Below are 23,027 nucleotides of genomic sequence, written 5' to 3'. Positions count from 1 at the left end.
ACAATGCTAACAATAGAAAATGGCAGCCTGAAAGGTGAGACTCGCCTGCGCTTAAATAATATTACACTCTCTATCGACAGCGGTAAATTGGTGGGCCTAATAGGCCCTAATGGTGCCGGTAAAAGCTCGTTACTTAAAGCGATAGCCGGCATTGAACCTGCATCAGGGCGTTTTTCCTGGAATCAACAGTTGTTGTCAGCTATGAAGGACACTGAGCGTGCCAATACACTGTCATACATGGCTCAAGATGACATCCCTCAATGGGATATGACGATGGCGGATATCATCGATATTGGTCTGCTAAAAAGTCGTATATCCCGTTCAGAGCGGCAACGGCGTATCGCCAACGTGTGTGCAACGCTTAACCTGTCGGAGTTTAACGGACATTCTATTCAGCGTTTGTCGCGTGGTGAACTGCAAAGGGTGCTACTGGCTCGGGCGTTAGTCGCTGAACCAGAGCTTTTACTCTGCGACGAACCGACTAATGCACTGGATATTTATCACCAGCTCAATGTTTTACAATTGCTGAAAAAACAAAGCGAGCAGGGAAGGTTAGTGATCATGGCTATTCACGATATTCCGCAGGCGGCTGAGTATTGTGATGAATTGATTTTACTGGATAAGGGTGAATTGGTTTGCCACGGACAACCATTTGAAGTGCTGACAAAAGCCAACCTGGCGGAGACCTTTGGGGTGCATGCAGACTGGATTTGTAATAAAAGGGGCGTGGCTTGGCAGCCTCGCCCCTTATAAAGGCTGTTAGCCGATAGGCTTATACTTAATACGGTGTGGCTCCATCGCCTGCTCACCAAATTTCTCTTTCATGTAAGCTTCGTAGTCGCTGTAGTTACCTTCGTAGAAGACCACTTCACCTTCATCACGGTAATCCAGAATATGGGTAGCGATACGATCAAGGAACCAACGGTCGTGCGAGATAACCATGACAGAGCCCGGGAATTCCAGAATGGCTTCCTCAAGTGCACGCAAGGTTTCAACGTCTAAGTCGTTGGTTGGCTCATCGAGCAACAGTACGTTGCCGCCGGCTTTTAACAGCTTCGCTAAATGAACCCGGTTACGCTCACCACCAGACAATTCGCCAATACGTTTTTGTTGGTCGGTACCACGGAAGTTAAAGCGGCCCACATAAGCGCGACCATTAACCTCGAAGTTACCAATTTTAAGAATGTCATTACCGTCGGTAATTTCTTCAAAAACAGTCTTGCTGTCGTCCATGCTGTCACGGAACTGATCAACACTGGCCAGTTGCACGGTTTCACCTAATTCGATAGAGCCGCTGTCCGGCTTTTCTTCGCCGCTGATCATGCGGAATAAGGTGGACTTACCTGCACCGTTAGGACCAATAATACCGACGATGGCACCCTTAGGAACACTGAAGCTTAGGTTATCGATAAGCTGGCGCTTCTCGTAAGCTTTGCTAATACCATTAACTTCAATGACTTTGTCACCCAGACGAGGGCCTGGCGGAATAAACAACTCGTTGGTCTCGTTGCGCTTCTGATAATCGCCACTTTGCAGCTCTTCAAAGCGGTTAAGACGCGCTTTGCTTTTCGCCTGGCGGCCTTTCGGGTTAGTACGTACCCACTCAAGCTCTTGCTTAATGGTACGCTGACGAGCTTTCTCTGCGCGTTCTTCCTGAGCCAAACGTTTCTCTTTTTGTTCCAGCCAGGAGGAGTAGTTACCTTCCCACGGAATACCATAGCCCCGGTCAAGCTCCAGGATCCAACCAGCAACGTTATCAAGGAAATAACGGTCGTGGGTAATGGCAACGACGGTACCGGTGTAATCGTGCAGGAAGCGCTCTAACCAAGCAACAGATTCAGCGTCTAAGTGGTTTGTTGGTTCGTCGAGAAGGAGCATATCTGGCTTCGATAACAATAAACGGCAGATAGCCACACGACGGCGTTCACCACCTGACAAGTTGCCTATTTTGGCATCCCACTCTGGTAAACGTAGTGCATCGGCTGCACGTTCAAGAATATTGTCGATGTTGTGACCGTCCTTAGCCTGTAGCAAAGCCTCTAGCTCGCCTTGCTCTTTTGACAGGGCGTCAAAGTCGGCATTTTCGTCAGCGTAGGCCGCGTAAATTTCATCGAGCTTAGCGAAGGCCTCTTTAACGTCCGCCACCGCTTCTTCAACGGTTTCTTTCACCGTTTTATTTTCGTCCAGCTCTGGCTCCTGAGGCAGGTAGCCAATTTGAGTTCCCGATAAAGCGCGAGCTTCACCCTCATACTCTTTATCAACCCCGGCCATAATACGAAGTAAGGTTGACTTACCGGCGCCGTTTAAACCTAAAACACCAATTTTGGCACCCGGGAAAAATGACAAAGAAATGTCTTTTAATATGGTCTTCTTAGGCGGAACAACTTTGCTCACCTGAGACATTGAATAGATATATTGCGCCATAGCGACGTAAAATCCTTCCTATCAACAAAAAAGTTACTGCATAGTTTACTGTTATTTACGAACATCCCCAAACTTTGTTGCGCTGAACTAGGCACTCATTTGTGTTTTAAGGTAAAATACCCGACAAATTAAGACCATTTAATGATTTGGAGAGCTGTAATGCTGAAATCTGAGATGAACATTGCCGACTTTGATGCGGACTTATGGCAAGCGATGCAAGGCGAAGTTGAGCGTCAGGAACAACACATTGAACTGATAGCATCTGAAAACTACACCAGTCCGCGAGTTATGCAGGCGCAAGGCTCTCAGCTGACAAATAAGTACGCAGAAGGCTATCCGCACAAGCGTTATTATGGTGGCTGTGAGTTTGTCGATAAAGTCGAAGACTTGGCTATTGAGCGTGCAAAAGAGTTATTCGGTGCAAAGTACGCAAACGTGCAACCGCATTCTGGTTCACAAGCAAACACCGCCGCTTTTATGGCATTAATGGAGGCGGGTGACACTTTCTTAGGTATGAGCCTGGCTCATGGCGGCCACTTAACACACGGCTCTGGTGTTAACTTCTCCGGTAAATTGTACAACGCAGTGTCTTATGGTCTGGATGAAAGCACTGGCGAAATAGACTACGCCGAAGTTGAAAAGCTGGCGCAAGAACATAAGCCAAAAGTGATTGTTGCAGGTTTTTCAGCATACTCAGGCGTTGTTGACTGGAAAAAATTCCGTGAGATTGCCGATAAAGTCGACGCTTATTTAATGGTTGATATGGCGCATGTAGCGGGCTTAATTGCTGCCGGTGAATATCCAAACCCAGTGCCTTATGCACATGTTGTCACAACGACGACGCACAAAACTCTGGCAGGTCCTCGAGGCGGCTTAATTATTTCCGGCAGTGATGATGAAAAACTGCACAAGAAACTGAACAGTGCCGTATTCCCGGGTAACCAAGGTGGCCCACTTTGCCATGTTATTGCTGGTAAAGCCGTAGCATTCCAGGAAGCTTTGCAGCCTGAATTTAAAGCGTACCAACAACAAGTGTTAAAAAATGCGAACGTAATGGTCAAAGCAATGCAGTCTCGTGGCTATAAGATTGTTTCTAATGGCACGCAAAACCATTTATTCCTGGTTGACCTAATTGACAAAGACATTACGGGTAAAGACGCCGATGCAGCTTTAGGCGATGCATTTATTACGGTTAATAAGAATGCGGTTCCGAATGATCCACGTTCACCTTTTGTGACATCTGGTTTGCGTTTAGGTACACCTGCAATTACCCGCCGAGGTTTTAAAGAAGCCGAAGCCGAGCAGGTAGCCAACTGGATTTGCGATGTTTTGGACGATATTTCTAACGAAAGCAAAATTGCAGAAGTGCGTGAACAAGTAAAAGCGTTGTGCGCTAACTTTCCGGTATACGGATAATTACGCACCGTCGTTAAACGAGTTGTAAAGCGCACTTAAAGGAGTCAGGCAATGCATTGTCCATTTTGTGGCACACAAGACACCAAGGTTATTGATTCGCGCTTAGTTGCGGATGGCGCCTCGGTGCGTCGCCGGCGCGAGTGTAATCATTGCAAGGAGCGCTTTACGACTTTTGAAACGGCTGAACTCATTATGCCGCGGGTTATTAAAACTGATGGCTCGAGGGAGCCGTTCAACGAAGACAAACTGCGCAATGGTTTATTAAGAGCTCTGGAAAAACGTCCTGTGAGCCTGGAATTAATGGAGCAGGCGATTAACAAAATTAAGTCGAGTATCCGTGCAACGGGTGAGCGCGAAATTACCAGCAACTTTATTGGTGGGTTAGTTATGGAAAACCTTAAGCAAATCGATAAAGTGGCCTACGTCAGGTTTGCGTCTGTTTATCGCTCGTTTGAAGATATTCGAGAGTTTGGCGAAGAAATCGCTCGTCTGAATGATTAAGCCGTCGCAGTTAAAAATAGATCATGAAATGATGCACCGTGCGATAGAACTCGCGCGCCGCGGCATCATGACAACACGTCCGAACCCTGCGGTTGGTTGCGTCATCAGTAAGAACAATACAATTATTGGTGAAGGCTGGCATCAGCAGGCAGGCGAACCTCATGCGGAAATTCATGCCTTAAAGCAAGCAGGTGCCAAAGCGCAAGGTGCAACCGCTTATGTGACTTTAGAGCCCTGCAGCCATATGGGGCGTACTCCACCCTGTGCAGATGCACTGGTTGATGCGGGCGTTGCCCGGGTTGTTGTTGCCATGCACGACCCTAACCCACGAGTCAGCGGTAACGGTATAAAGCGCTTGCATGAAGCGGATATTGACGTTTTGGTGGGCGTTTTGGAAAAGTCAGCAGAACAGCTGAACCCAGGTTTCTTGTCGAGAATGCGGCATCAACGTCCGTTTGTGACCGTTAAAATGGCGTCGTCACTGGATGGGAAAACTGCGCTGTCTGATGGCCGAAGCCAATGGATAACTGGCCCCCATGCCCGGTCTGATGTTCAGTATTGGCGTGCACAATCAGACGCAATTCTTACAGGTGCTGACACTATTTTACAAGACAATCCGATGTTAACGGTTCGGGAGAGTCAGTGGCCAAAAACACGGGCCCTGCCTGAATCGTTAAAACAGCCTATACGTATAATTATCGACAGCCAAAACCGAGTGACTGATGATGCTAGAATTTTTGAGTCATCCGCGCCGGTATGGTTAGTCAGATGCGAGCCGGGAAAACCGAGCCGCCATTCTCATTGCCACGAGGTTATAATTGATAAAGCAGACAGCGGAAAAGTTGAGCTGGGCGCTTTGATGACTGAGCTGGCTAAACGGGAAGTGAATCAAGTTTGGACTGAGTGTGGTGCTTCGTTGGCAGCTGCGCTGATAGAAAACGGTTATTGCGATCGACTTATGATGTACTCTTCGGGGCAGTTATTGGGTGATGCGGCACGTTCGCTATTTGATATTGAAGAACCAAAAAGTTTGGATAAAGCGGTACGTTTTAAGGTAACGGACCGCCGTCAGGTGGGTGATGACCAGCGGGTTATCGCGGTACCGCAACTCATAAAAGGATAAGGTTAAGCGTTATGTCATTGCATAGCACAGAAGAAATTATTGAAGACATCCGTCAGGGCAAAATGGTGATTCTGATGGACGATGAAGATCGCGAGAACGAAGGCGATCTCATCATTGCCGCTGAATGTGTGACACCAGAAGCCATCAATTTTATGGCCCGATACGGCCGTGGACTTATTTGCTTAACCTTAACTGAAGAGCGTTGTCAGCAACTGAACTTACCGCTGATGGTGGATAAAAATAACGCGCCTTATGCAACAAATTTCACCGTTTCTATTGAAGCGGCAGAGGGCGTTACAACAGGTATTTCGGCAGCCGACCGCGCGAAGACTGTGCTGGATGCTGTGAAAAAGGATGCTAAGCCTGAAGACTTAGTTATGCCGGGACACATATTCCCATTAAAAGCAAAATCGGGCGGTGTATTAAATCGCGCCGGGCATACCGAAGCGGGCTGCGACTTGGCACGCTTAGCAGGGTTCGAGCCTGCTTCTGTTATTGTGGAAGTGCTGAATGAAGACGGTACTATGGCACGCCGCCCAGACTTGGAAGCTTTTGCGAAACAGCATGATATTAAAGTTGGCACAATCGCGGACTTAATCGAGTACCGCTCGACTCAGGAAAAAACGATTAAACGTGTTGCTGAGTGCTCATTACCGACAGCCTTTGGTGAATTTCATCTGGTCACTTATCAGGACACAATCGATAAACAAGTGCATCAGGCACTTGTGCATGGTGACATAGCCGCAGACAAAGTGACCAATGTGCGTGTGCATTTACAGGATACTTTCCATGATACGTTCTTAACGGACAGAGCCGCCAAGCGCAGTTGGCCAATTCAGAAAGCAATGTCTTACATTGCCGAGAATGACGGTGTATTAGTGATTATTGGTCGCCAGCAAACGCCAGAAGATATTATTGCGCAGGTAAAAGAGTTTGAGGCGCAAGACCATGGTGAGCATAAGCCAACGGCGTCGGCTTCAAATGCGTCACGTAATGTCGGCTTAGGATCACAAATATTGGCGGATTTAAATATTCATAAAATGCGCCTGATGAGCTCACCGAAGCGTTACTCTGCGCTGTCCGGCTTTGGCTTAGAGGTGGTCGATTTTATTGAGGATAAAGACTGATAAAGTCTTTCATGAGCTTTTCGTGAGCCGGCACTTGTAAGCCGGCTTTTTTTGCTTTTTTGATAATGTATCCCGTTAGATAGTCAATTTCAGTACGGCGATTATGACGTATATCTTGTCTCATTGATGACTCATTATTTCGGGTTTCGCCAGCGACTCTTAGTATTTCCTCGTAAACACTCTTGGCATCTAAACTGACCTGTTCGACGCGAGCAACACAGACCGCTTCGTTGACCAACGATTGAATAACTTCCTGCCATTCAGCCTTAAGCAACTCGCCATTGTTGCACTGATGAATGGCGGTTAACGGGTTTATTACGCAATTAATTAAAAGCTTTGACCAACGGCGGGTCTGAATATCGCTTTCAAAAAGAATGGGCTTAAAACTCTTTGCTAAAATCGCCTCGAAGTCTGCCTTATTTTCTTTCCGTTGTAGCCAGCTTCGACCTTTCCCACGGTGCTCAATGACAATATGTGTTGGCTCTTGAGCAAACTTCACCGCACCATGGGTGGTCACTAGGTGATAAATATTCAATGAGGTTAGTGAGTTAGGCAGCTCAAGCATGCCGTTATGACTCAGAATTATTGGCATATCTTTTTGAAAGCCGGGAGTCGAGGTGATCTCTTCCAGAGCATTTACGACATCAAATGCTTTTACTGCAACAATAAATACAGGTTTTTTGGTGAGCTGAGATTTCCGAGCCGGAAGAAAGGGTAAAGTATATGTGTTACTGCCCGCGACGTCTTTCAGGTTTAACTGACCATTCTCAGACTCTGTGCTGCGAGTTAAAACCGAGCATTGCTGCTTAGTTTCAAGCAAATGGCAGGCGATGAGTCCGCTAATAGCACCAGGACCTAACACGTACCAATGGTAGTCAGTTTGCATCTCGTGCTTCCTCAAGCTTTTTCAGCGGTTTACGAATAAACCAAAGGAAACAAAGGCTGGGAATAACCATTACCGCCGTTAAAACGAAAAATAGCGCCCAGTTACCATTCATTGTATCGACTAACACACCGCTGTACGACGCTAACACAGTTTTTCCCAGAGTCCCTAGTGACGCCATGAGTGCATACTGTGTTGCCGTGAATGTTCGGTTGCAAAGCAAGCTAATGAACGCAACAAAAGCCACAGTGGACCAGGCACTGGTAAAGCCATCAATAAGAACGGCACTAAAGAACAAATTGGTGTTAGGGCCGACAAGCGCAATCCAGGAGAACATTAGGTTTGAAGCGGACATGGCTAAGCCGCCAATAATCAGTCCTTTCACAATGCCCAGTCTTAAGTTTACGACACTACCTAACACTGCAAAGACAATAGTAACCCACCAGGTTACAAGCTTGGAATAGGTGCCAATTTCTGTGTTGGTAAAGCCAATTTCTTTATAGAACACAATAGACATGCGGCCTAAAAAGGCTTCACCAATTTTGAACAAGAAAATAAATGCCAAAAGTGACAACGCGAGTTTTATGCCGTTTCGTGTGAAAAACTCAGCAATGGGTGAAACAACGGTGTGCTTTATCCGATTTTTAAAAAAGCTGAACCAATTTGATACAGGCTCGGCTGTCTCTGAAACGGCTGTATAAGTCGTGCGGCGAACAAGCAGTACAACCGCGGCCAAAAAGAGCATAACGCAACCAAGCCCGAAATAGGCGTGTTGCCAACTCCAGCTAACGCCGTCAACAATAAAAAAGGGCAAGGCACCCAGGCCACTGTAACCCGTCCACCAACCGGCGGTAGCCATGGCAGCACCAGCGCTTTGTAAACGTCCTTCGGTTTCAGAAAACGATTCGATGCGGTAGGCATCAATAGCAATGTCTTGCGTGGCCGAGCTAATAGCAATGGCTAATGCTGTTAAGCCGGCTATATGCAGATTATCGGTTATATTGAGGCTTGCTAGCGCAAAGCATCCAGCAGCAATAGCTATTTGACATAAGAATATCCAACTACGTCGTTGTCCCAACCATTTGGTGAGTACGGGAAGCTTTACGTTGTCAATAAGTGGTGACCACAGGAAGTTAATGGAGTAGGCGCCGAAAACGGCGCCGAAATAACCAATTACGGAACGCGTTAAGCCTTCCTCCTGAAGCCAGGCGGAAAGCGCAGAGCCGATCATGACCCATGGAAAGCCACTGGCAATACCGAGTATGAAAATAACCCAGACACGCGACTGCTTATAGACGTCCATGTCCTGCCAAAAGGGGATACGTTTTTCCATTAACTTTGTGGCACTATCTCAATTCGCTTTATGACGGGCGGATTTTCAGGAACATCTCGCCAACCAGTTGCATCATCAAAGGGTTTTGATTCGAGCTGTGCCATTTTTTCCAGTACATCTAAGCCTTCAACAATACGTCCAAATACGGTGTAACCCCAATCGCCTTTCTCAGGGTTCAGAGATGTGTTGTCGTTGAGGTTAAAGAAAAACTGGCGGGTCGCAGTGTGTGGACCTCGCTCGCGAGCCATAGCAATAGTACCGTATTCATTTAATAGACCATTGCCTGACTCATTGACGATTTTCTCAAACGTGGGCTTTTCCTGAAAGTCTTTATCGTAGCCACCACCTTGAATCACAAAGTCGGGAACGAGGCGGTGAAAAACCGTCTCATTGTATTGTGCTTTCTTTACATAGCGAAAAAAGTTTTTAATGGTTAACGGCGCTGCTTCACGATTCAATTCGACGGTAATATTCCCCATCGACGTGACCATTTTTACTCGCGGGAATGGGTTATCTGGCTGTATTTCCGCACTGGCCGGGGCGACAAATGAAATGGCCAGTAAGCTTGTTAATAAAATCCAAAACTTCATCAGTAAACCTCTCTCTCACTTAAGCGGAGTTTAGGGTCGTTAGCTATATCATTCAATACATTATTCAACAGGTTACGAAACTGACGTTCAATAGTTGCCTGAGCTGGCTTCAAAGCGCCGCTGGATTGCGCTTTGCCTGTATAAAAGTTGCTGTAACGGCGGTTATCTCTAACCGCTTCTACTCGTATGCGGACATGATGTTCTAATTCATATTTCAACGCACTGGTTTTTGCATCAATTAACGCTTTTTCTATGGACACATACCATTTTAACCCTTGCCCGCTCGGAGCACTGTCGGTTAATGGTGTGAGCGAATCGTGAACGATTTTGGTCAGTGGTTGCTGGGGTGGCGCAAAGGTTGCCTTATCATCGTCCTTTTTGTGTCGATATAGGTACGAGTATGTTCGAGTATCGACGACTTCAAGCTGGTTCACTTTTATCGAGAAAGTGTCATTGACTGGCGTGGTGCTGATAATAAGCGGGTCTGGTTGGCTTGAGCAGGCCGCTACTAATGGAGTTAAAATAAGTACCAGAATAAAACGAAGCATAACCGTTATCCTTTTTCCTCAGATACATTCACCTGACAAATATTCGTGCTATGATACGAGCAAATACTGCCGTCTCAACGTAGCTTAGCACGCAGACAGCATTGACTGACAGAAGTAAAAGGTTTTGCCGTGACAAAATATGCAGAAATCACGGGTTGGGGAAAATGCCTTCCGCCGGCCATTATGACAAACGATGATCTTGCCACTTTCCTGGAAACCTCTGACGAGTGGATTGTTTCGAGAACGGGTATCTCGGAGCGACGCGTGAGTCACGTAGGCACTTCGGAATTGGCCACAGTCGCTGCACGCAATGCATTGGCTGCGGCGGACTTAGACCCGAATGAAATTGATTTGATTATTGTCGGCACCTGTACTGCAGATGAAATTATTCCGAATGTGGCGTCTGCTGTGCAGCAGCGTATTGGCGCTAAAAATGCTGCTGCTTTTGACCTTAACGCGGCTTGTAGTAGCTTTTTATATGCCATGCATTTCGCGACTCAGTCGATAAGAACGGGTGCGCACAGTAAAGTCTTACTGATAGGCGCAGAGTGTCTAACACGGATTTTAGACTGGACGAAGCGTGAAAGTGCGGTTCTTTTCGGTGATGGAGCCGGTGCTATGGTACTGGAGGCTTCGGACAATGAAGTTGGATTGTTGGCGAGTCACGTAAGTTGTGATGCCGATGCTCGTGATGTGCTGAGCCTTGATTTTGGCTTTAATTTCGACCGCTTTAACTTCGACGGCATTATGCAGTTTGACTTTGTTGGTCAGGAAATCTTCAAGCGAGCGGTTAAAGGTATGAGTGCCGCTGTCGAGAATGTTTTTGAACAAACCGGCATGACAACGGAAGATATCGATGCACTTATTCCGCATCAGGCGAATAAACGCTTAATCGACTTCCTGGGCAAAATGTGTAAAGTGCCGAGTGAGAAAACCGTTATCAATATTCAGAAGTATGGCAACACCTCTTCCGCAACACTTCCTATCGCCTTTGCTGAAGCGGCCGACAACGGCATTATTAAGCCTGGTGATAGCATTATGTCAGCGGTATTCGGCGGCGGCTTGACTTGTGGGGCAGGGCTGATTAAATGGGGTGATCGAGTAACCCCTAAAAAGCCAAACCAAATGGAACTGCCCGCGGGTGATAAAAGTGCATTGGATATTATTGTACCCATGCATGAAGCAACGGCCAAAGCCTGGAAAAAGCGAGAACAATAAAAGGATAGGTTTGATGTCTGAACAACCGGTAATTATAACTAAGGATAATGGCGTTGTTAGAATTCGCCTGAACCGTCCGGAAAAGAAAAACGCTTTTACTCAAGACATGTATACCTTATGTGAAAAAGCGTTGAAGCAAGCCAATGATGATACTTCGATTAATGCCGTTGTTTTTGAAAGCGAAGGTGACAGCTTTTCAGCCGGTAATGATTTAAACGACTTTCTGGCAATTGAAAACCTGGATGAATCAGCACCACCATTTCGTTTTCTGCATACCCTGAATAAAGTGGAAGTGCCGGTCGTTGCAGCCGTTAATGGCTTAGCGATTGGTATAGGAACGACACTGCTATTGCACTGTGACATTGTTATAAGTAGCAATGAGGCTGTTTATGCGTTGCCATTCGTGCAGTTAGGTCTTTTACCTGAAGCAGGCTCAAGCTTATTGCTGCCGCAAATTTGTGGTTATCAAAAAGCTGCTGAGTTGTTGTTATTGGGAGACAACTTTGATGCGCAAACAGCCTTAGGTTTGGGGTTTGTGAACCATGTTGTTTCAGCAGAACAACTGGCGGGTAAGGTTGAGGAAGTACTCAATAAATTAAGAGTTCAATCTGGCCAGTCTTTGCGGGTATCGAAGAAGTTACTCAAGCACCCGGTTGAGTCAACCGCTGCACGCATAAGCCGCGAAGCTGAATATTTCGCCAAAGCGTTAAGCTCTCCTGAGGCAAAACAGGCCATTGCCCGTAAACTGCAGAAAAAGTAAGCGAAAGGTACTTGTCGGGTTGTGTCCCTAAGGCAAGTGCGTCATAATGCGCCTGCTTTGAATAAAGCATCAATGGTGACTCTGCGGGTCCCCCCGCAACACTAACCAGCGAACCCGGTCAGGCCCGGAAGGGAGCAGCCGTAGTTGGGGATGTGTGTGCCGGGGTGTGGCTGGTAGAGTCGCCACCCAACTTTCTAGCGTTAATCGTTTTCGTTTCTCTTCCTATTTTTCAAAAACTCCAGGGCTTCTGTAATTGCCTTGTGAACCTGCATTTCCATATCAAGTCTTTTTGACGGCGGAAGGAAAAATGCCATGTCCACTTCATGTCGAATGTAACGGGGCGGCAGTTGATTCAAGACCAGGCAGCATAAATCAGCCAGGAACTCTTGCTCATACTGTTTATCGAGCTCCAACTCTTCAATGCGATCGACAACTAAACGTTCATAATAATTGTGAATATCATCATCAAACTTCATCTTCTGAACTCCTTACTACGCTTCTTAACTCGAAATTATTTTCAGTATAGACATAATACGCGGCTCTGAGTAATTGAGCGTGTCCACGAACTAAGCGTTCTAAATTTCTCTGATAACCACCACCAATGACAGCTGCTACAGGAATGTCATTTTGTCGACAAAATGAAAGTACCGTCATGTCGCGCTGAAACAGGCCGTTTAAACTAATGTGAAAGTGACCCAGGTCATCTTTCGTGTAGATATCTACGCCTGCATCGTAAAGGATGACATCAGGCTTTACGTTCTTCGCAATAAAGCTAAGTGTATGCTGCAACGCTTGAAGGTAACTTTTATCAGTCGTGCCTTTGGGTAGCGGAATATCTAGATCTGACAATGATTTTGAGAATGGAAAGTTCTTCTCTCCATGAATCGAGCACGTAAATACTCTTGGATCATTTTGAAAGAGGGTGGCTGTGCCGTCTCCCTGATGCACATCTGTGTCTAACACTGCTACTTTTAAATGAGGATACTGTAAAAGTAACTGGTGACAGGCAATTGCCAAGTCGTTGATTAAACAGAAGCCACTTCCCCAGTCATGATGAGCGTGGTGGTATCCACCTGAAAAATGGATAGCAATGGATGAGCTTAACGCCATTTGTAGCGCCTGTACAGTGCCTCCGGCAGACGTTAATGACCGAGTCAGTAACTGTTCTGACCAGGGAAACCCAATTCTGCGCCATTCGGCTTTTTCAAAGTTGTTGGTTTTTAGTTTTTCTATATAGGAAGAGCAGTGCGTTTGTGCGACTTGTTCCCATGTCAGCGTGACAGGTCTTTGCCACTGGTCTTTCTGAGCGCCGTGACGAACAGCCCAATCATGCAGTAAACGGTACTTCTCGATTGGGTAACGGTGTCGCTCAGGCAGTTCAAGCTGACTGTATATCGGCGAATAGATGAAAGGGATATTAACCTTCGTCATGGTGCTGAATTTGTCGCTCTAATTGAACAATAGCCATTTGACAGCGGTTCAAGCGCTTTTGAGCAACCTGAACGGCTTCTTGTGAACCTGTGCTTTGTGCTTGAGTGAGGTTTTCCGTTAAACGGCGCTCGTAGTCTCGGTAAGTGACCAACTTCTCGTGAAGCTGCTGGTAATGGCTGGCTCTAGTCTCGCGTTGCTCCTCAGTCTGCTCGGGTAGCTTTCCTGAACGTAGCGCTGTTGCTAAGGCTTCTATTTGTGCGCTGAGTTTTTCTGCCAAAAAGCGTTGAGACTCTTCTCTTTTAGCGGCCAAAAGTTGCGCTAATAAACGCTTTGTTTCTTCGACATAGTCCCCGGCTATGGATGAGCGGGTATGAAATAGTGAAAGGCTGAACCATTGTTCAGTCACTTTTTTTGATTGGCGTCTATTTTGCTCATCAATATGTTGGGCTTGCTCGGAAAATTCATTGAGTAAGCGCTCAATATGTTGAATTGAGGTTAAGTCATTTATCGATCTCATAGCGCCATAATAAAAGAATTTATTTCTTATGACACGGGAGAATCAGAAAAATATCTTAAGTCATTACATATAGCCTAAAAAATTACTTGTATAAAAAACGTTGAAATTTATAAGCTAGTGTTGTTCGTGGATCAAAAAGTGATACTATTCAAAACAGGAGTAGTAGCCAAGAATAGGTAGTTTCTGCTGAATTTGAGGCTATGAAATGGTTTGACGACAGGACGTTGTCATAAAATCTGGAGATTGTACGAGTCCAGATCCGTGTTCTACAGTATAGAATTGAAGCGATAGCTATAGCGCGGTTGACTCAGGTTGACTTGGTTGACAGCGTATAGTCATCGTGGGAGTATTCTTGGTTATTGTCGCTTTTGTCGACAATACTATAAACCGTAGAACGAGATCTTTTCGTCATTCAAACAACTGGTGTTTCGCGCCTTAGGCGTTGAAGCGGAAGTTAAGTCAAATTGGTTGGGAACTATGACCAAAGTAATCAAAAGAACCAAACTCGCTGCAACCCTGATGGGTGTGATGGCGTTTGCTGGCACCGGCGTTGCCGCTGCACAGCAAGTCGATGTAGCTAAGCTACAAAACGAAGAGAAAAAGATTCTTGAAGCGGATGCTCAGTCGCAGGAGAAAGTCAACTCTCTGTTTGAGCAAAGCCAGGATCTTCTTATCGAGTATCGCTCAGTTGTCGCTGAGTATGAAAACTTGAAAGTATACAACGACCACGTTCAGCGCTTGGTTAATGACCAGGAAGCAACGTTAGCCTCTTTGCAGAAGCAAATTGACGGCATCGAACGTACTAAGCAGGGCGTTGTTCCTCTTATGTACGAAATGATCGATGCGTTAGAGCAATTTGTGAAGTTGGATATTCCAATTCACCGCGAAAAGCGTATGGAACGTGTTGAAGGTCTGCGCGACATTATGGACAGCGCAAACGTTTCAACGTCAGAGCAATTCCGTCAAATCATTGAAGCGTACCAGACAGAAATGGATTACGGTTCGGGCTTGATTTCTTACCAAGGCAACTTGGAAGTAGACGGTGAGCAAGTGGCCGTTGACTATTTCCACATGGGTCGTGTTGCATTCCTGGCGCAGTCTCTCGATTTGAGAAACGCTTGGATTTACAACAACGAAACTGATGAGTGGACTGCTTTGGAAGACGAGTTTATCCGTCCTCTGACCCAAGCGATTCGTATGTCACGTAAGCAAACAGCTTACGATCTGGTGAAACTTCCAGTATTCGCAGCGGAGAGTGCAGAATGAATAAATTAGTAAAATCATTAATGATTGCAGCAGCAGTCACCCTTTCTGCCGGTACGACTCTCGCTGCACAAGCTCAGGATACATCTGAAGCTAAGAACCTTGACGAGCTATTACAGCTAGTTGAGAAAAACCGTGTTTCTTCTCGTGAATTAAATGCTGAGCGTGAGCGCGAGTTCACAGCAGCGCGTGCTGACAAGCAAGCAATGCTAAACCGTGCTAAGCAGCAGTTAGAAGACGAGAAAGCACGTGGTAAGCGTTTGCAGAATGAATTTTCTGAAAACGAAGTAGCGCTTGCCAATAAAGAACAAGAGCTAGAGAACGCGAAAGGTACACTGGGCGAAATGTTTGGTGTTGTTCGTGGTGCGGCAACCGAAACTATTGGTCGTATCGCAACATCAATTATCAGTGCTCAGTACCCAGGTCGTGAAGACGTTCTGGAAAGCTTATCTGAAGCAAAAGAGCTTCCAACTCTGGAAGAGTTAGAAGAGCTTTGGCAAGCGCTTCTTACTGAAATGGTTCAGTCAGGTAAAGTGGTTAAGTTTGAAACTGACGTAACTTTGCTTGATGGCGGTACTGAAACGCGCGAAGTGGTTCGTTTAGGTACTTTCAACCTGATTTCTGGTGACCAATACCTGGTTTATAACGACACGACTGAACAAGTTCAGCCGTTAGGTCGTCAGCCAGAAGGTGGTGCTACAGGACAAGCGCAGGAGTTCTTCAACACTGAAAGTGGCTATGAAGGCGTTTTCCTTGACCCATCTAAAGGTCAGATTCTGGGGCTGTTAACTCAAAAAGCAACACTTTCTGAGCGTTATCACCAAGGTGGTACAGTTGGTTATGTTATTACCGCTGTATTAATCATCGGTCTATTAATTTCTCTGTTCAAGCTGATTACGCTGACAGGCGCTGCAGGCAAAATCCGTTCGCAGCTGAAAAATCCTGACAGCCCGAAAGACAGCAACGCGTTAGGTCGTATCCTGAAAGTGTATCAAGAGAACAAGAGTGCAGATCCTGAAAACCTTGAATTGAAACTGGACGAAGCGATCCTGCGTGAAACTCCGAAAATCGAAAGTGGCGTAAACGTCATCAAGATCTTCGCAGCTATCGCACCATTGCTTGGTCTATTAGGTACAGTTGTTGGTATGATTGGTACGTTCCAGTCAATCACACTGTTTGGTACCGGTGATCCGAAGATCATGGCAGGCGATATCTCAATGGCGTTGGTAACAACAGCTATGGGTCTTATCGCAGCTATTCCATTGATTTTGGCTCACAGTATTGTGGCATCTCGCGCTAAGTCTATCGTTCACATTCTGGACGAACAGGCAGCGGGAATCGTAGCTGCGCACTCGGAGAAGGAGTAACCCATGCTTTACCTGATGGAACTTTGGGAATCTATCAGGGATTTTCTGGCTACCGGTGGCGATGTCCTGTACATCGTCATGGGGGTGCTCTTTCTAATGTGGGTACTGATGATTGAGCGTTATTGGTACCTTACCGGCGCATTCCCTAAGCTTCGCAACGAAATTATTGCGAAGTGGGATGCCCGTAAGGACACCACCTCATGGTACGCCCATAGAATCCGTGAAGCATGGATTTCCGAAGCGAACGATAAACTGAATGCTCGTATTCTGTTAATTAAAACTTGTGTTGCCTTATGTCCGCTAGTCGGATTATTAGGAACTGTAACCGGTATGATTACAGTTTTCGAAATTATGGCAGTGCAAGGGACGGGTAACCCTCGTCTAATGGCATCGGGTATTTCGATGGCAACTATCCCAACGATGGCGGGTATGGTTGCAGCTTTATCCGGCATGTTTTTCGCAACTCGACTTGAAAGTAAGGTTCGTCGTGCGAAAGAAGGCCTGGTTGACAGTTTGCCACATCACTAAGAGAGTAAAACTATGGCACGTAATCGTAATCGAGAAGAAGAAGATGCGTCTATCGATATGACGCCGATGCTCGACATCGTCTTCATCATGTTGATCTTCTTTATCGTAACGACTTCATTCGTTAAAGAAGCTGGTATTCAGGTTAATAAACCTGAAGCTAATCAGGCGAACAAGGAGCCTTCAGCAAACATCTTTATCGCAATTCGTGATACTGGTGAAGTCTGGATGGATAAACGCCAAGTCGACGTTGAGCGCGTTGCAGCAAACTTAGAGCGTATGCTAGCAGAGCAGCCTACTGACTTAGTGGTTATTCAAGCGGATAAAGAAGCTGAACATGGTCGCGTCGTTGAAGTCATGGACCAAGTTAAGGAAGCGGGTATCGATAAGATATCCATAGCAGCGGAGAATAACTAATATGGTGCGCTTTTTAGTATCTTTACTACTAGGTGCGGCCGTTACGTTTGCTTTGTTTGCTTTCATGGCTTACTTAATCGGTGGGGGGGCGAAAAGTAATGAAGCTCCGCCCCCAACACCGGTCATTGACATCGTAACGTCGCCACCTGAGTCTGACGTTCAAGAGCGTCGGCGAACTCCGCCGCCGCCACCGCCGCCACCAGAGCAGCCGCCAGAAACACCACAGTCTGAGCCTGATACCTCAGACTCAAGCCTAAACATGAATATGGGCTTTGATGTGGACGTAGGTGGAGCTGACACTGGTCTTTCCGGCCCTGGCGGAGGTCTGAGCAGCGATGGTGATGCAACGCCTATCGTTCGTATCGAACCACGCTACCCACCTCAAGCGGCTCGAAATGGCACTGAAGGTTGGGTTCAACTACGGTTCACTATCGATGAACAAGGTGGTGTGACTGACGTTGAAGTCATTGACTCTGAACCTCGTCGAGTATTTGACCGTGAAGCTCGTCGCGCATTGTTGCGCTGGAAGTACAAGCCGAAAGTCATTGACGGCAAGCCTGTTCGTCAGGAAGGTATGACCGTCCAGCTCGACTTCACAATGGATGGGAACTAAGAAATGAACTATTTATCAAAAACATTTGTTAGTGCCCTGGCTTTTGTCGCGGCTATATCGATGACCACGGTCCAGGCTTCGGCCCAGGACCTTGGCTTCAACATTCCGGATAAAGAGACCGTTGAGGCGCAGAAGAAAGCTCGTAAAAACCAAGCGGCTTCGCAAAGTATTGGTCGCGCCATTATGAATGCGTTCGAGCTTTACGAAGAAGAGAAAATTAAAGAAGCGATAGCGGTATTGGAAGAGCAGGAGCCTAGTGATGGTTACGACTCTGCGTATTTAGGTCGCTTCCTTGGTAATCTCTATGCCGCTGACGAGCGCATGGCTGATGCTTTGAGAGTCTTGAAAAGATCGGTTGACCAAGATGTTTTAGGCTGGAGCGACCAAGCTGCAGCTATGAAACTTGTTGGCCAAATCAGTCTTCAGGAAGAGAAGTATGAGCAGTCTATCGAGTACCTTCGCAACTGGGTCCAGTTTACTGGCGAAAAAGATCCTCAAGTATTCTTGTATATGGCTAACGCCTATTACCAGATGAAAGAGTTCGCTAAAATTATCCCGTTTGCAGAAGCTGCGTTAGAGTATGGTGAGCCTGACAAAAACGTGTACACGTTAATGATGGCTTCTTACTACGAGCGTAAAATGTACTCAGATGCAATTGGGGTACTTGAGGAAGGCTTAAATAAGCTTCCTGAGGTGACTCAGTGGTGGCCGCAGTTAGCTCAATTCTACATGCTGGAAGAGAACTTATCAAAAGCTCTTCAGACCATTGAGATAGCTTATTTAGCGGGATACCTGGATAAAGAGAACCAGTATAAAATGTTGGTTCAACTTTATGACAACGAAGGTATTCCGTATAAAGCAGCTACCACCATGGAGAAGCATGTGGAAGCAGGCGATATCGAGCAAACGGCTAAGAATTTCGCTACCATAGCGAACAGCTATCACCGTGCGAAAACTCTGGATAAAGCGGTTGAGTGGTACCTTCGTGCAGCAGAAGCTGCAGAAGATGCGGATGACAAAGGTGAGTACTATCGTAAGCGCGGCAATATTATGTTGCTAAACGAACAGTACATTGCAGCAGCAGAACCTTTGAAAAAAGCATTGGATTATTTAGAAGGTCGTGACGAAGGTCGAGTTTATATGTCGTTAGCGGAAGCGTATTTCTACGGCGGTGATTACCGCCAGGCGATGAGATATGTTAATGAAGCGGCTAAATTCGACGGACAACGTCGCAGTGCACGCAGCTGGAAAGGTTATATTCAATCAACTGCGAAACGCAAAGGTATTGAATTATAATTTAACCTGATAGCTTATCAGTTATCTGAAAAACCCGGCCTAATCAGGTCGGGTTTTTTATTGGCTGAACTGCTTTTATCAGCGCATAGGATCAAGTATGATCTGCCTCGACTTATTTAGGAGGTAGATGTCATGTCATCAGAGTCGTTTAAAGAGCCTGCGGGGTTCGGTTATTTGTTATTCGCTATTGTATTGTTTGTTATCGCAGCCTGCTTGCCATTAGTACTGCGCTTAATACAAGTGTTATCTGCCTAATAGTCAAGCTGTAAAAGGCTTAAGGTGTAAGTGACAGTTATGTCCATTTCAATGCTTATTGTCGAAGATAAAGACAACACTCTTCAGGCAATTCGTAGAATGTTAGAGCCGTTAAAGCTCGACATTCAAACCGCCCAAGATGGGCTGGATGGTCTTAGTAAGGCCAAAAAAGATTACTACGATGTTATTCTCATTGATCACAAAATGCCGGTCATGGACGGCCTCTCATTGTTGAAAAACTTGAGAGAACTCGAGAGCTATAGAAATGCACCGTTACTCTTTATGTCGACTGACTCACTAGTTGAGGTAGAACCTAAAGCTCTGGCTGCCGGTGCGACGCAATGTTTATCTAAGCCGTTGGACGCAGAGTATTTAGTTGACTCTGTTCAGAATTGGTCAGCTAAAGCGATTGCTTAACTAAAGAGCAAGGATTTATGGAAGAACGTCTAAAGGAAGTGAAAGACTCTATTGGCGCTATTCACAACTACCCGAAACCGGGAATTATTTTTCGAGATATTACTCCACTACTGCAAAACCATGATGCTTTTAAAAGCTGCATCGATGCATTCAAACTACGTTATGAAATGGCCGGAGTTACCCAGATAGCTGCTATAGAGGCTCGCGGCTTCCTGTTTGGATCTGCTCTTGCCTATGCAATGGGGTGTGGTGTTACTTTACTGAGAAAGCCCGGAAAGCTTCCAGGTAATATCGTTAGTCAAACTTACGCACTAGAATATGGTACTGATGAGCTACAAATGCACGAGAACGCTTTAACGAACAACGATAAGGTTCTCATTATCGATGACTTATTGGCTACCGGCGGAACAGTTTTAGCCGCAGATAAGCTGATTCGTTCGACTGGGGCAACGGTTGAGGAAGCGGCTTTCGTTGTCTCTTTGCCGGAACTCGGTGGCGAAGATAAATTGCGGCAAGCGGGTGTTGCGTGCTATACCTTGTGTCAATTCTAAAAACTATAACCTGAGTTTCTTATGAGTTATCAAGTTCTGGCAAGAAAGTGGCGACCGTCCCAGTTTTCTGAGGTGGTTGGGCAACAGCATGTATTGAAACCGTTAGAACATGCACTGCTGAAGCAAAGGCTTCACCATGCTTACCTCTTCTCCGGAACGCGCGGTGTTGGTAAAACCACGATAGCTCGAATTTTGGCGAAAGCTTTAAATTGCGATACGGGAGTAACTTCAACTCCGTGCGGGCAATGCTCGGCCTGCCAGGAAATTGACCAGGGACGTTTTGTTGACTTGCTAGAAATAGATGCGGCGTCGCGTACAAAAGTAGAAGATACTCGAGAGCTCCTCGATAATGTGCAATACCGTCCAACTCGGGGGCGTTACAAAGTGTACCTTATTGATGAGGTACACATGCTGTCGCGTCATAGCTTCAATGCACTTCTTAAAACCCTGGAAGAGCCACCGGAGCATGTTAAATTTCTGCTGGCCACAACCGATCCACAAAAGCTGCCTGTGACGGTACTTTCCCGTTGCTTACAATTTAATTTAAAAGCGCTTTCAAAAGAAGATATTGCCGGTCAGCTGCAGCATGTTTTGCAGCAGGAAGGTATTTCTGCGGATTCCACCTCACTTTCGTTGCTTGCTCGCGCCGCAAAAGGCAGCATGCGAGATGCACTGAGCCTGACTGATCAAGCAATTGCTCAGGGTCATGGAGAAGTGCTGTTAGACAGTGTTCGGCAAATGCTGGGTAATGTGCCTACCGCTGACATAGCTGGCCTGTTAAAAGATGTATTAAATAACGATGCGGCATCTTTAATGCGACGTGTGGATGCGATGGTCGCTGTTGTTCCCGATTTAAGTTCCGTGCTTGTTGAAATGCAGAATATGCTGCACCAGCTGGCTATCATGCAGCAGCTACCTGATGCACAGCAGGCATTTGATGACGCAGAAACATTAAAGCCGCTGTTGCGCCAAATGCCTGCGGAATTGATACAGGTATTTTATCGTATAGTGCTGGAAGGGCGGCGAGAACAGCCTTATGCAGTGGATGCCAGAAGTGGTCTGGAAATGACCTTGCTTCGTTTATTGGCATTTCGACCTAAGGCAGGATCTTTAACTGACGAAACAAATGGCGAAGAAACAAGTGGCGAAGACGCACCCTTAGCCGCTGAGTTGTCGAAACCAAATGAGCATTCAGGCGCGCCAGAGCCAGAACTAAAGCCAGAATTAAAACCAGAGTATCATAATGACAGGCCTACGCTGGAACAGCCTCCGGAAATCAATGAAGAGCCAGTGAGCTTTGGTAACACCGATGAGTTTGTAGATTCATACGAACCAACTCCTGACGTAGTGGAGCAATCGGAGCCGCATAAACAGGTGACGCAGCAATCAAGCAACAATGCGCCTGAGCCAGAAGCCTTGCCACAAGAGAATCCTGATGCATCGAGTCTTGATGACTTGTTGCAAATGCGGCAAGACTTAATGCAAAAAAAAAAGCCAGATGAAGTAGCTTCTAAAGACTTTCGCGAAACGCCGAAGCCACAAGTACCTCGGGCACAGGCGCCTAAGCCTGAAGAGTCTAAGCCTGAGTCAGTCGCGTCTGCTGAAATCCTGCAAGGAAGTGCTGACACTTCTGAGCAACCACATTCCTCCGATGCAGCCCCGAGCAGCTACGACTACCCTGAAATTACCGATGAAATAAAGGATGCCGCGGATATTGACCGCTGGAGCGCCATGATAGCGGGCATGGATATTTCCGGTTTGGCTCGACAGGTGTTATTGAACTCCGAATTACAGGACAACGAAGGGGATAACTGGACTATTTTAGTCAACAGTGATCAACAGTCCCTTCTGAATAATGCAACAGAGCACGCGGTGAGAGAGTCTTTACAGGGACTCTTGGGAAGCAGCGCTGTGGTATCATTTGCTGTAGGTACACCGGCAAACCCTACGCCCCTTATGCTGCAGCAGCGTATCAATGAATATCGACATAAGCGTGCTTTAGAACGTTTGGAAAAAGATAATGGCGTTATGGAGTTGAAAAAACGCTTCGGTGCACAAATTGATGAAGAATCGGTGCAAGCGCTTTAACGTATTTAATTAATGATGAGGAAGTAAACATGTTTAAAGGCGGAATGGGAAATATGATGAAGCAGGCGCAGCAAATGCAAGAGCGCATGCAGCAAGCCCAGGAAGAAATTGCAAATATGGAAGTCACCGGCGAAGCTGGTGCAGGCATGGTGAAAGTGACTATGCTGGGCAATCACAACGTGAAACGCGTTAGCATTGACCCAAGCTTGATGGACGACGACCAGGAAATGCTGGAAGACTTAGTTGCGGCAGCGACAAACGATGCGGTTCGCCGCGTTGAAGAGACCAGCAAAGAGCGTATGTCTGAAATTACTGGCGGTATGGGTTTGCCTCCTGGCTTTAAAATGCCGTTTTAATTTGGAGT

Annotated in this window: 26 protein-coding genes and 1 other RNA gene; 19 read left to right on the top strand and 8 right to left on the bottom strand. The window is 46.4% G+C overall.

What is annotated here, in order from left to right; genetic code table 11:
- Positions 1 to 3 precede the first annotated feature (3 nt).
- On the top strand, positions 4 to 753 hold the full coding sequence (locus CWI73_RS04735) for an ABC transporter ATP-binding protein (RefSeq protein ID WP_126751757.1): 750 nt from the start codon (positions 4 to 6) through the stop codon (positions 751 to 753).
- A 6-nt stretch (positions 754 to 759) separates the two neighbouring features.
- Here the strand turns inward: CWI73_RS04735 and ettA are convergent, their stop codons facing one another.
- A complete protein-coding gene (gene ettA / locus CWI73_RS04730; RefSeq protein ID WP_126751756.1) occupies positions 760 to 2,424 on the bottom strand; it encodes an energy-dependent translational throttle protein EttA in 1,665 nt (554 codons plus the stop codon).
- Positions 2,425 to 2,583: 159 nt separating this feature from the next.
- Between ettA and glyA the strand changes: the two genes are divergently transcribed.
- The 4 genes from glyA to ribBA are packed head-to-tail and all read left to right on the top strand — an operon-like array spanning position 2,584 to position 6,591.
- A complete protein-coding gene (gene glyA / locus CWI73_RS04725; RefSeq protein ID WP_126751755.1) occupies positions 2,584 to 3,840 on the top strand; it encodes a serine hydroxymethyltransferase in 1,257 nt (418 codons plus the stop codon).
- 51 nt (positions 3,841 to 3,891) lie between these two features.
- Positions 3,892 to 4,341 carry a transcriptional regulator NrdR gene (nrdR, locus tag CWI73_RS04720; protein ID WP_053952613.1) on the top strand — a complete coding sequence of 150 codons (450 nt, stop codon included), beginning with the start codon at positions 3,892 to 3,894 and terminating at the stop codon, positions 4,339 to 4,341.
- Positions 4,334 to 5,464 carry a bifunctional diaminohydroxyphosphoribosylaminopyrimidine deaminase/5-amino-6-(5-phosphoribosylamino)uracil reductase RibD gene (gene ribD, locus CWI73_RS04715; RefSeq protein WP_126751754.1) on the top strand — a complete coding sequence of 377 codons (1,131 nt, stop codon included), beginning with the start codon at positions 4,334 to 4,336 and terminating at the stop codon, positions 5,462 to 5,464. Before nrdR ends, ribD begins: the two co-directional genes overlap by 8 nt.
- 11 nt (positions 5,465 to 5,475) lie before the next feature.
- Positions 5,476 to 6,591, top strand: coding sequence for a bifunctional 3,4-dihydroxy-2-butanone-4-phosphate synthase/GTP cyclohydrolase II (gene ribBA, locus CWI73_RS04710; RefSeq protein WP_126751753.1), 1,116 nt, complete (start codon positions 5,476 to 5,478; stop codon positions 6,589 to 6,591).
- Here ribBA and CWI73_RS04705 read toward each other — a convergent pair.
- Genes CWI73_RS04705 through CWI73_RS04690 form a run of 4 tightly spaced genes read right to left on the bottom strand, consistent with a single transcriptional unit; the run spans position 6,572 to position 9,945 of the window.
- Positions 6,572 to 7,477, bottom strand: coding sequence for a ketopantoate reductase family protein (locus tag CWI73_RS04705; RefSeq protein ID WP_126751752.1), 906 nt, complete (start codon positions 7,475 to 7,477; stop codon positions 6,572 to 6,574). The genes ribBA and CWI73_RS04705 overlap by 20 nt on opposite strands.
- Positions 7,467 to 8,807: an AmpG family muropeptide MFS transporter gene (locus CWI73_RS04700; protein ID WP_126751751.1), complete on the bottom strand. Its 1,341-nt coding sequence runs from the start codon at positions 8,805 to 8,807 to the stop codon at positions 7,467 to 7,469. The genes CWI73_RS04705 and CWI73_RS04700 overlap by 11 nt, the downstream gene beginning before the upstream one ends.
- On the bottom strand, positions 8,807 to 9,397 hold the full coding sequence (locus CWI73_RS04695) for a peptidylprolyl isomerase (protein ID WP_126751750.1): 591 nt from the start codon (positions 9,395 to 9,397) through the stop codon (positions 8,807 to 8,809). Before CWI73_RS04695 ends, CWI73_RS04700 begins: the two co-directional genes overlap by 1 nt.
- The gene (locus tag CWI73_RS04690; protein ID WP_126751749.1) at positions 9,397 to 9,945 is read right to left on the bottom strand and encodes a YajG family lipoprotein; all 549 of its coding nucleotides are present in this window, start codon (positions 9,943 to 9,945) and stop codon (positions 9,397 to 9,399) included. The genes CWI73_RS04695 and CWI73_RS04690 overlap by 1 nt, the downstream gene beginning before the upstream one ends.
- A 129-nt stretch (positions 9,946 to 10,074) precedes the next feature.
- Here CWI73_RS04690 and CWI73_RS04685 point away from each other — a divergent pair, with 129 nt between their 5' ends.
- The 3 genes from CWI73_RS04685 (at position 10,075) to ffs (ending at position 12,102) form a co-directional block, all read left to right on the top strand.
- Positions 10,075 to 11,163 carry a ketoacyl-ACP synthase III gene (locus CWI73_RS04685; RefSeq protein WP_053952606.1) on the top strand — a complete coding sequence of 363 codons (1,089 nt, stop codon included), beginning with the start codon at positions 10,075 to 10,077 and terminating at the stop codon, positions 11,161 to 11,163.
- Between the two features lie 13 nt (positions 11,164 to 11,176).
- The gene (locus tag CWI73_RS04680; RefSeq protein ID WP_241968820.1) at positions 11,177 to 11,923 is read left to right on the top strand and encodes an enoyl-CoA hydratase; all 747 of its coding nucleotides are present in this window, start codon (positions 11,177 to 11,179) and stop codon (positions 11,921 to 11,923) included.
- 82 nt (positions 11,924 to 12,005) lie between these two features.
- Positions 12,006 to 12,102, top strand: an RNA gene (gene ffs, locus CWI73_RS04675) — signal recognition particle sRNA small type.
- A gap of 21 nt (positions 12,103 to 12,123) precedes the next feature.
- On the opposite strand, the gene CWI73_RS04670 is transcribed toward ffs, so the two are convergent.
- Genes CWI73_RS04670 through priC form a run of 3 tightly spaced genes read right to left on the bottom strand, consistent with a single transcriptional unit; the run spans position 12,124 to position 13,871 of the window.
- Positions 12,124 to 12,399 (bottom strand): late competence development ComFB family protein, encoded by a 276-nt coding sequence (locus CWI73_RS04670; protein WP_126751747.1) that lies wholly within the window; start codon positions 12,397 to 12,399, stop codon positions 12,124 to 12,126.
- Positions 12,389 to 13,354 carry a histone deacetylase family protein gene (locus tag CWI73_RS04665; RefSeq protein WP_126751746.1) on the bottom strand — a complete coding sequence of 322 codons (966 nt, stop codon included), beginning with the start codon at positions 13,352 to 13,354 and terminating at the stop codon, positions 12,389 to 12,391. Before CWI73_RS04665 ends, CWI73_RS04670 begins: the two co-directional genes overlap by 11 nt.
- Positions 13,341 to 13,871 carry a primosomal replication protein PriC gene (gene priC / locus CWI73_RS04660; RefSeq protein WP_126751745.1) on the bottom strand — a complete coding sequence of 177 codons (531 nt, stop codon included), beginning with the start codon at positions 13,869 to 13,871 and terminating at the stop codon, positions 13,341 to 13,343. The genes CWI73_RS04665 and priC overlap by 14 nt, the downstream gene beginning before the upstream one ends.
- Positions 13,872 to 14,348: 477 nt before the next feature.
- On the opposite strand from priC, the gene CWI73_RS04655 reads away from it, so the two are divergent.
- From CWI73_RS04655 to CWI73_RS04610, 11 genes are all read left to right on the top strand, one after another.
- Positions 14,349 to 15,137 carry a DUF3450 domain-containing protein gene (locus CWI73_RS04655; RefSeq protein ID WP_053952649.1) on the top strand — a complete coding sequence of 263 codons (789 nt, stop codon included), beginning with the start codon at positions 14,349 to 14,351 and terminating at the stop codon, positions 15,135 to 15,137.
- A complete protein-coding gene (locus CWI73_RS04650) occupies positions 15,134 to 16,501 on the top strand; it encodes a MotA/TolQ/ExbB proton channel family protein (RefSeq protein ID WP_126751744.1) in 1,368 nt (455 codons plus the stop codon). The genes CWI73_RS04655 and CWI73_RS04650 overlap by 4 nt, the downstream gene beginning before the upstream one ends.
- 3 nt (positions 16,502 to 16,504) lie before the next feature.
- Positions 16,505 to 17,029: a MotA/TolQ/ExbB proton channel family protein gene (locus CWI73_RS04645; protein ID WP_058578729.1), complete on the top strand. Its 525-nt coding sequence runs from the start codon at positions 16,505 to 16,507 to the stop codon at positions 17,027 to 17,029.
- A 12-nt stretch (positions 17,030 to 17,041) separates the two neighbouring features.
- Positions 17,042 to 17,443, top strand: a complete 402-nt coding sequence (locus CWI73_RS04640) for an ExbD/TolR family protein (RefSeq protein ID WP_058578730.1) — start codon at positions 17,042 to 17,044, stop codon at positions 17,441 to 17,443.
- 1 nt (position 17,444) lies between these two features.
- On the top strand, positions 17,445 to 18,056 hold the full coding sequence (locus CWI73_RS04635; protein ID WP_126751743.1) for an energy transducer TonB: 612 nt from the start codon (positions 17,445 to 17,447) through the stop codon (positions 18,054 to 18,056).
- Positions 18,057 to 18,059: 3 nt separating this feature from the next.
- Positions 18,060 to 19,352, top strand: a complete 1,293-nt coding sequence (locus tag CWI73_RS04630) for a tetratricopeptide repeat protein (protein WP_126751742.1) — start codon at positions 18,060 to 18,062, stop codon at positions 19,350 to 19,352.
- A 132-nt stretch (positions 19,353 to 19,484) separates the two neighbouring features.
- A complete protein-coding gene (locus CWI73_RS12630; protein ID WP_275046252.1) occupies positions 19,485 to 19,607 on the top strand; it encodes a hypothetical protein in 123 nt (40 codons plus the stop codon).
- Between the two features lie 39 nt (positions 19,608 to 19,646).
- Entirely contained in the window at positions 19,647 to 20,024 is a 378-nt protein-coding gene (locus tag CWI73_RS04625; RefSeq protein ID WP_126751741.1) for a response regulator, read from the top strand.
- A gap of 17 nt (positions 20,025 to 20,041) precedes the next feature.
- A complete protein-coding gene (locus CWI73_RS04620) occupies positions 20,042 to 20,575 on the top strand; it encodes an adenine phosphoribosyltransferase (RefSeq protein WP_126751740.1) in 534 nt (177 codons plus the stop codon).
- Between the two features lie 21 nt (positions 20,576 to 20,596).
- On the top strand, positions 20,597 to 22,663 hold the full coding sequence (dnaX, locus tag CWI73_RS04615; protein WP_126751739.1) for a DNA polymerase III subunit gamma/tau: 2,067 nt from the start codon (positions 20,597 to 20,599) through the stop codon (positions 22,661 to 22,663).
- 29 nt (positions 22,664 to 22,692) lie between these two features.
- Positions 22,693 to 23,019: a YbaB/EbfC family nucleoid-associated protein gene (locus tag CWI73_RS04610; RefSeq protein ID WP_126751738.1), complete on the top strand. Its 327-nt coding sequence runs from the start codon at positions 22,693 to 22,695 to the stop codon at positions 23,017 to 23,019.
- Positions 23,020 to 23,027: the final 8 nt, after the last annotated feature.

The organism is Idiomarina piscisalsi, from assembly GCF_003987095.1.
GTDB lineage: Bacteria > Pseudomonadota > Gammaproteobacteria > Enterobacterales > Alteromonadaceae > Idiomarina > Idiomarina piscisalsi.
The sequence above is the reverse complement of the archived record's forward strand: the minus strand, read 5'-3'. Positions and strand labels throughout refer to the sequence as shown.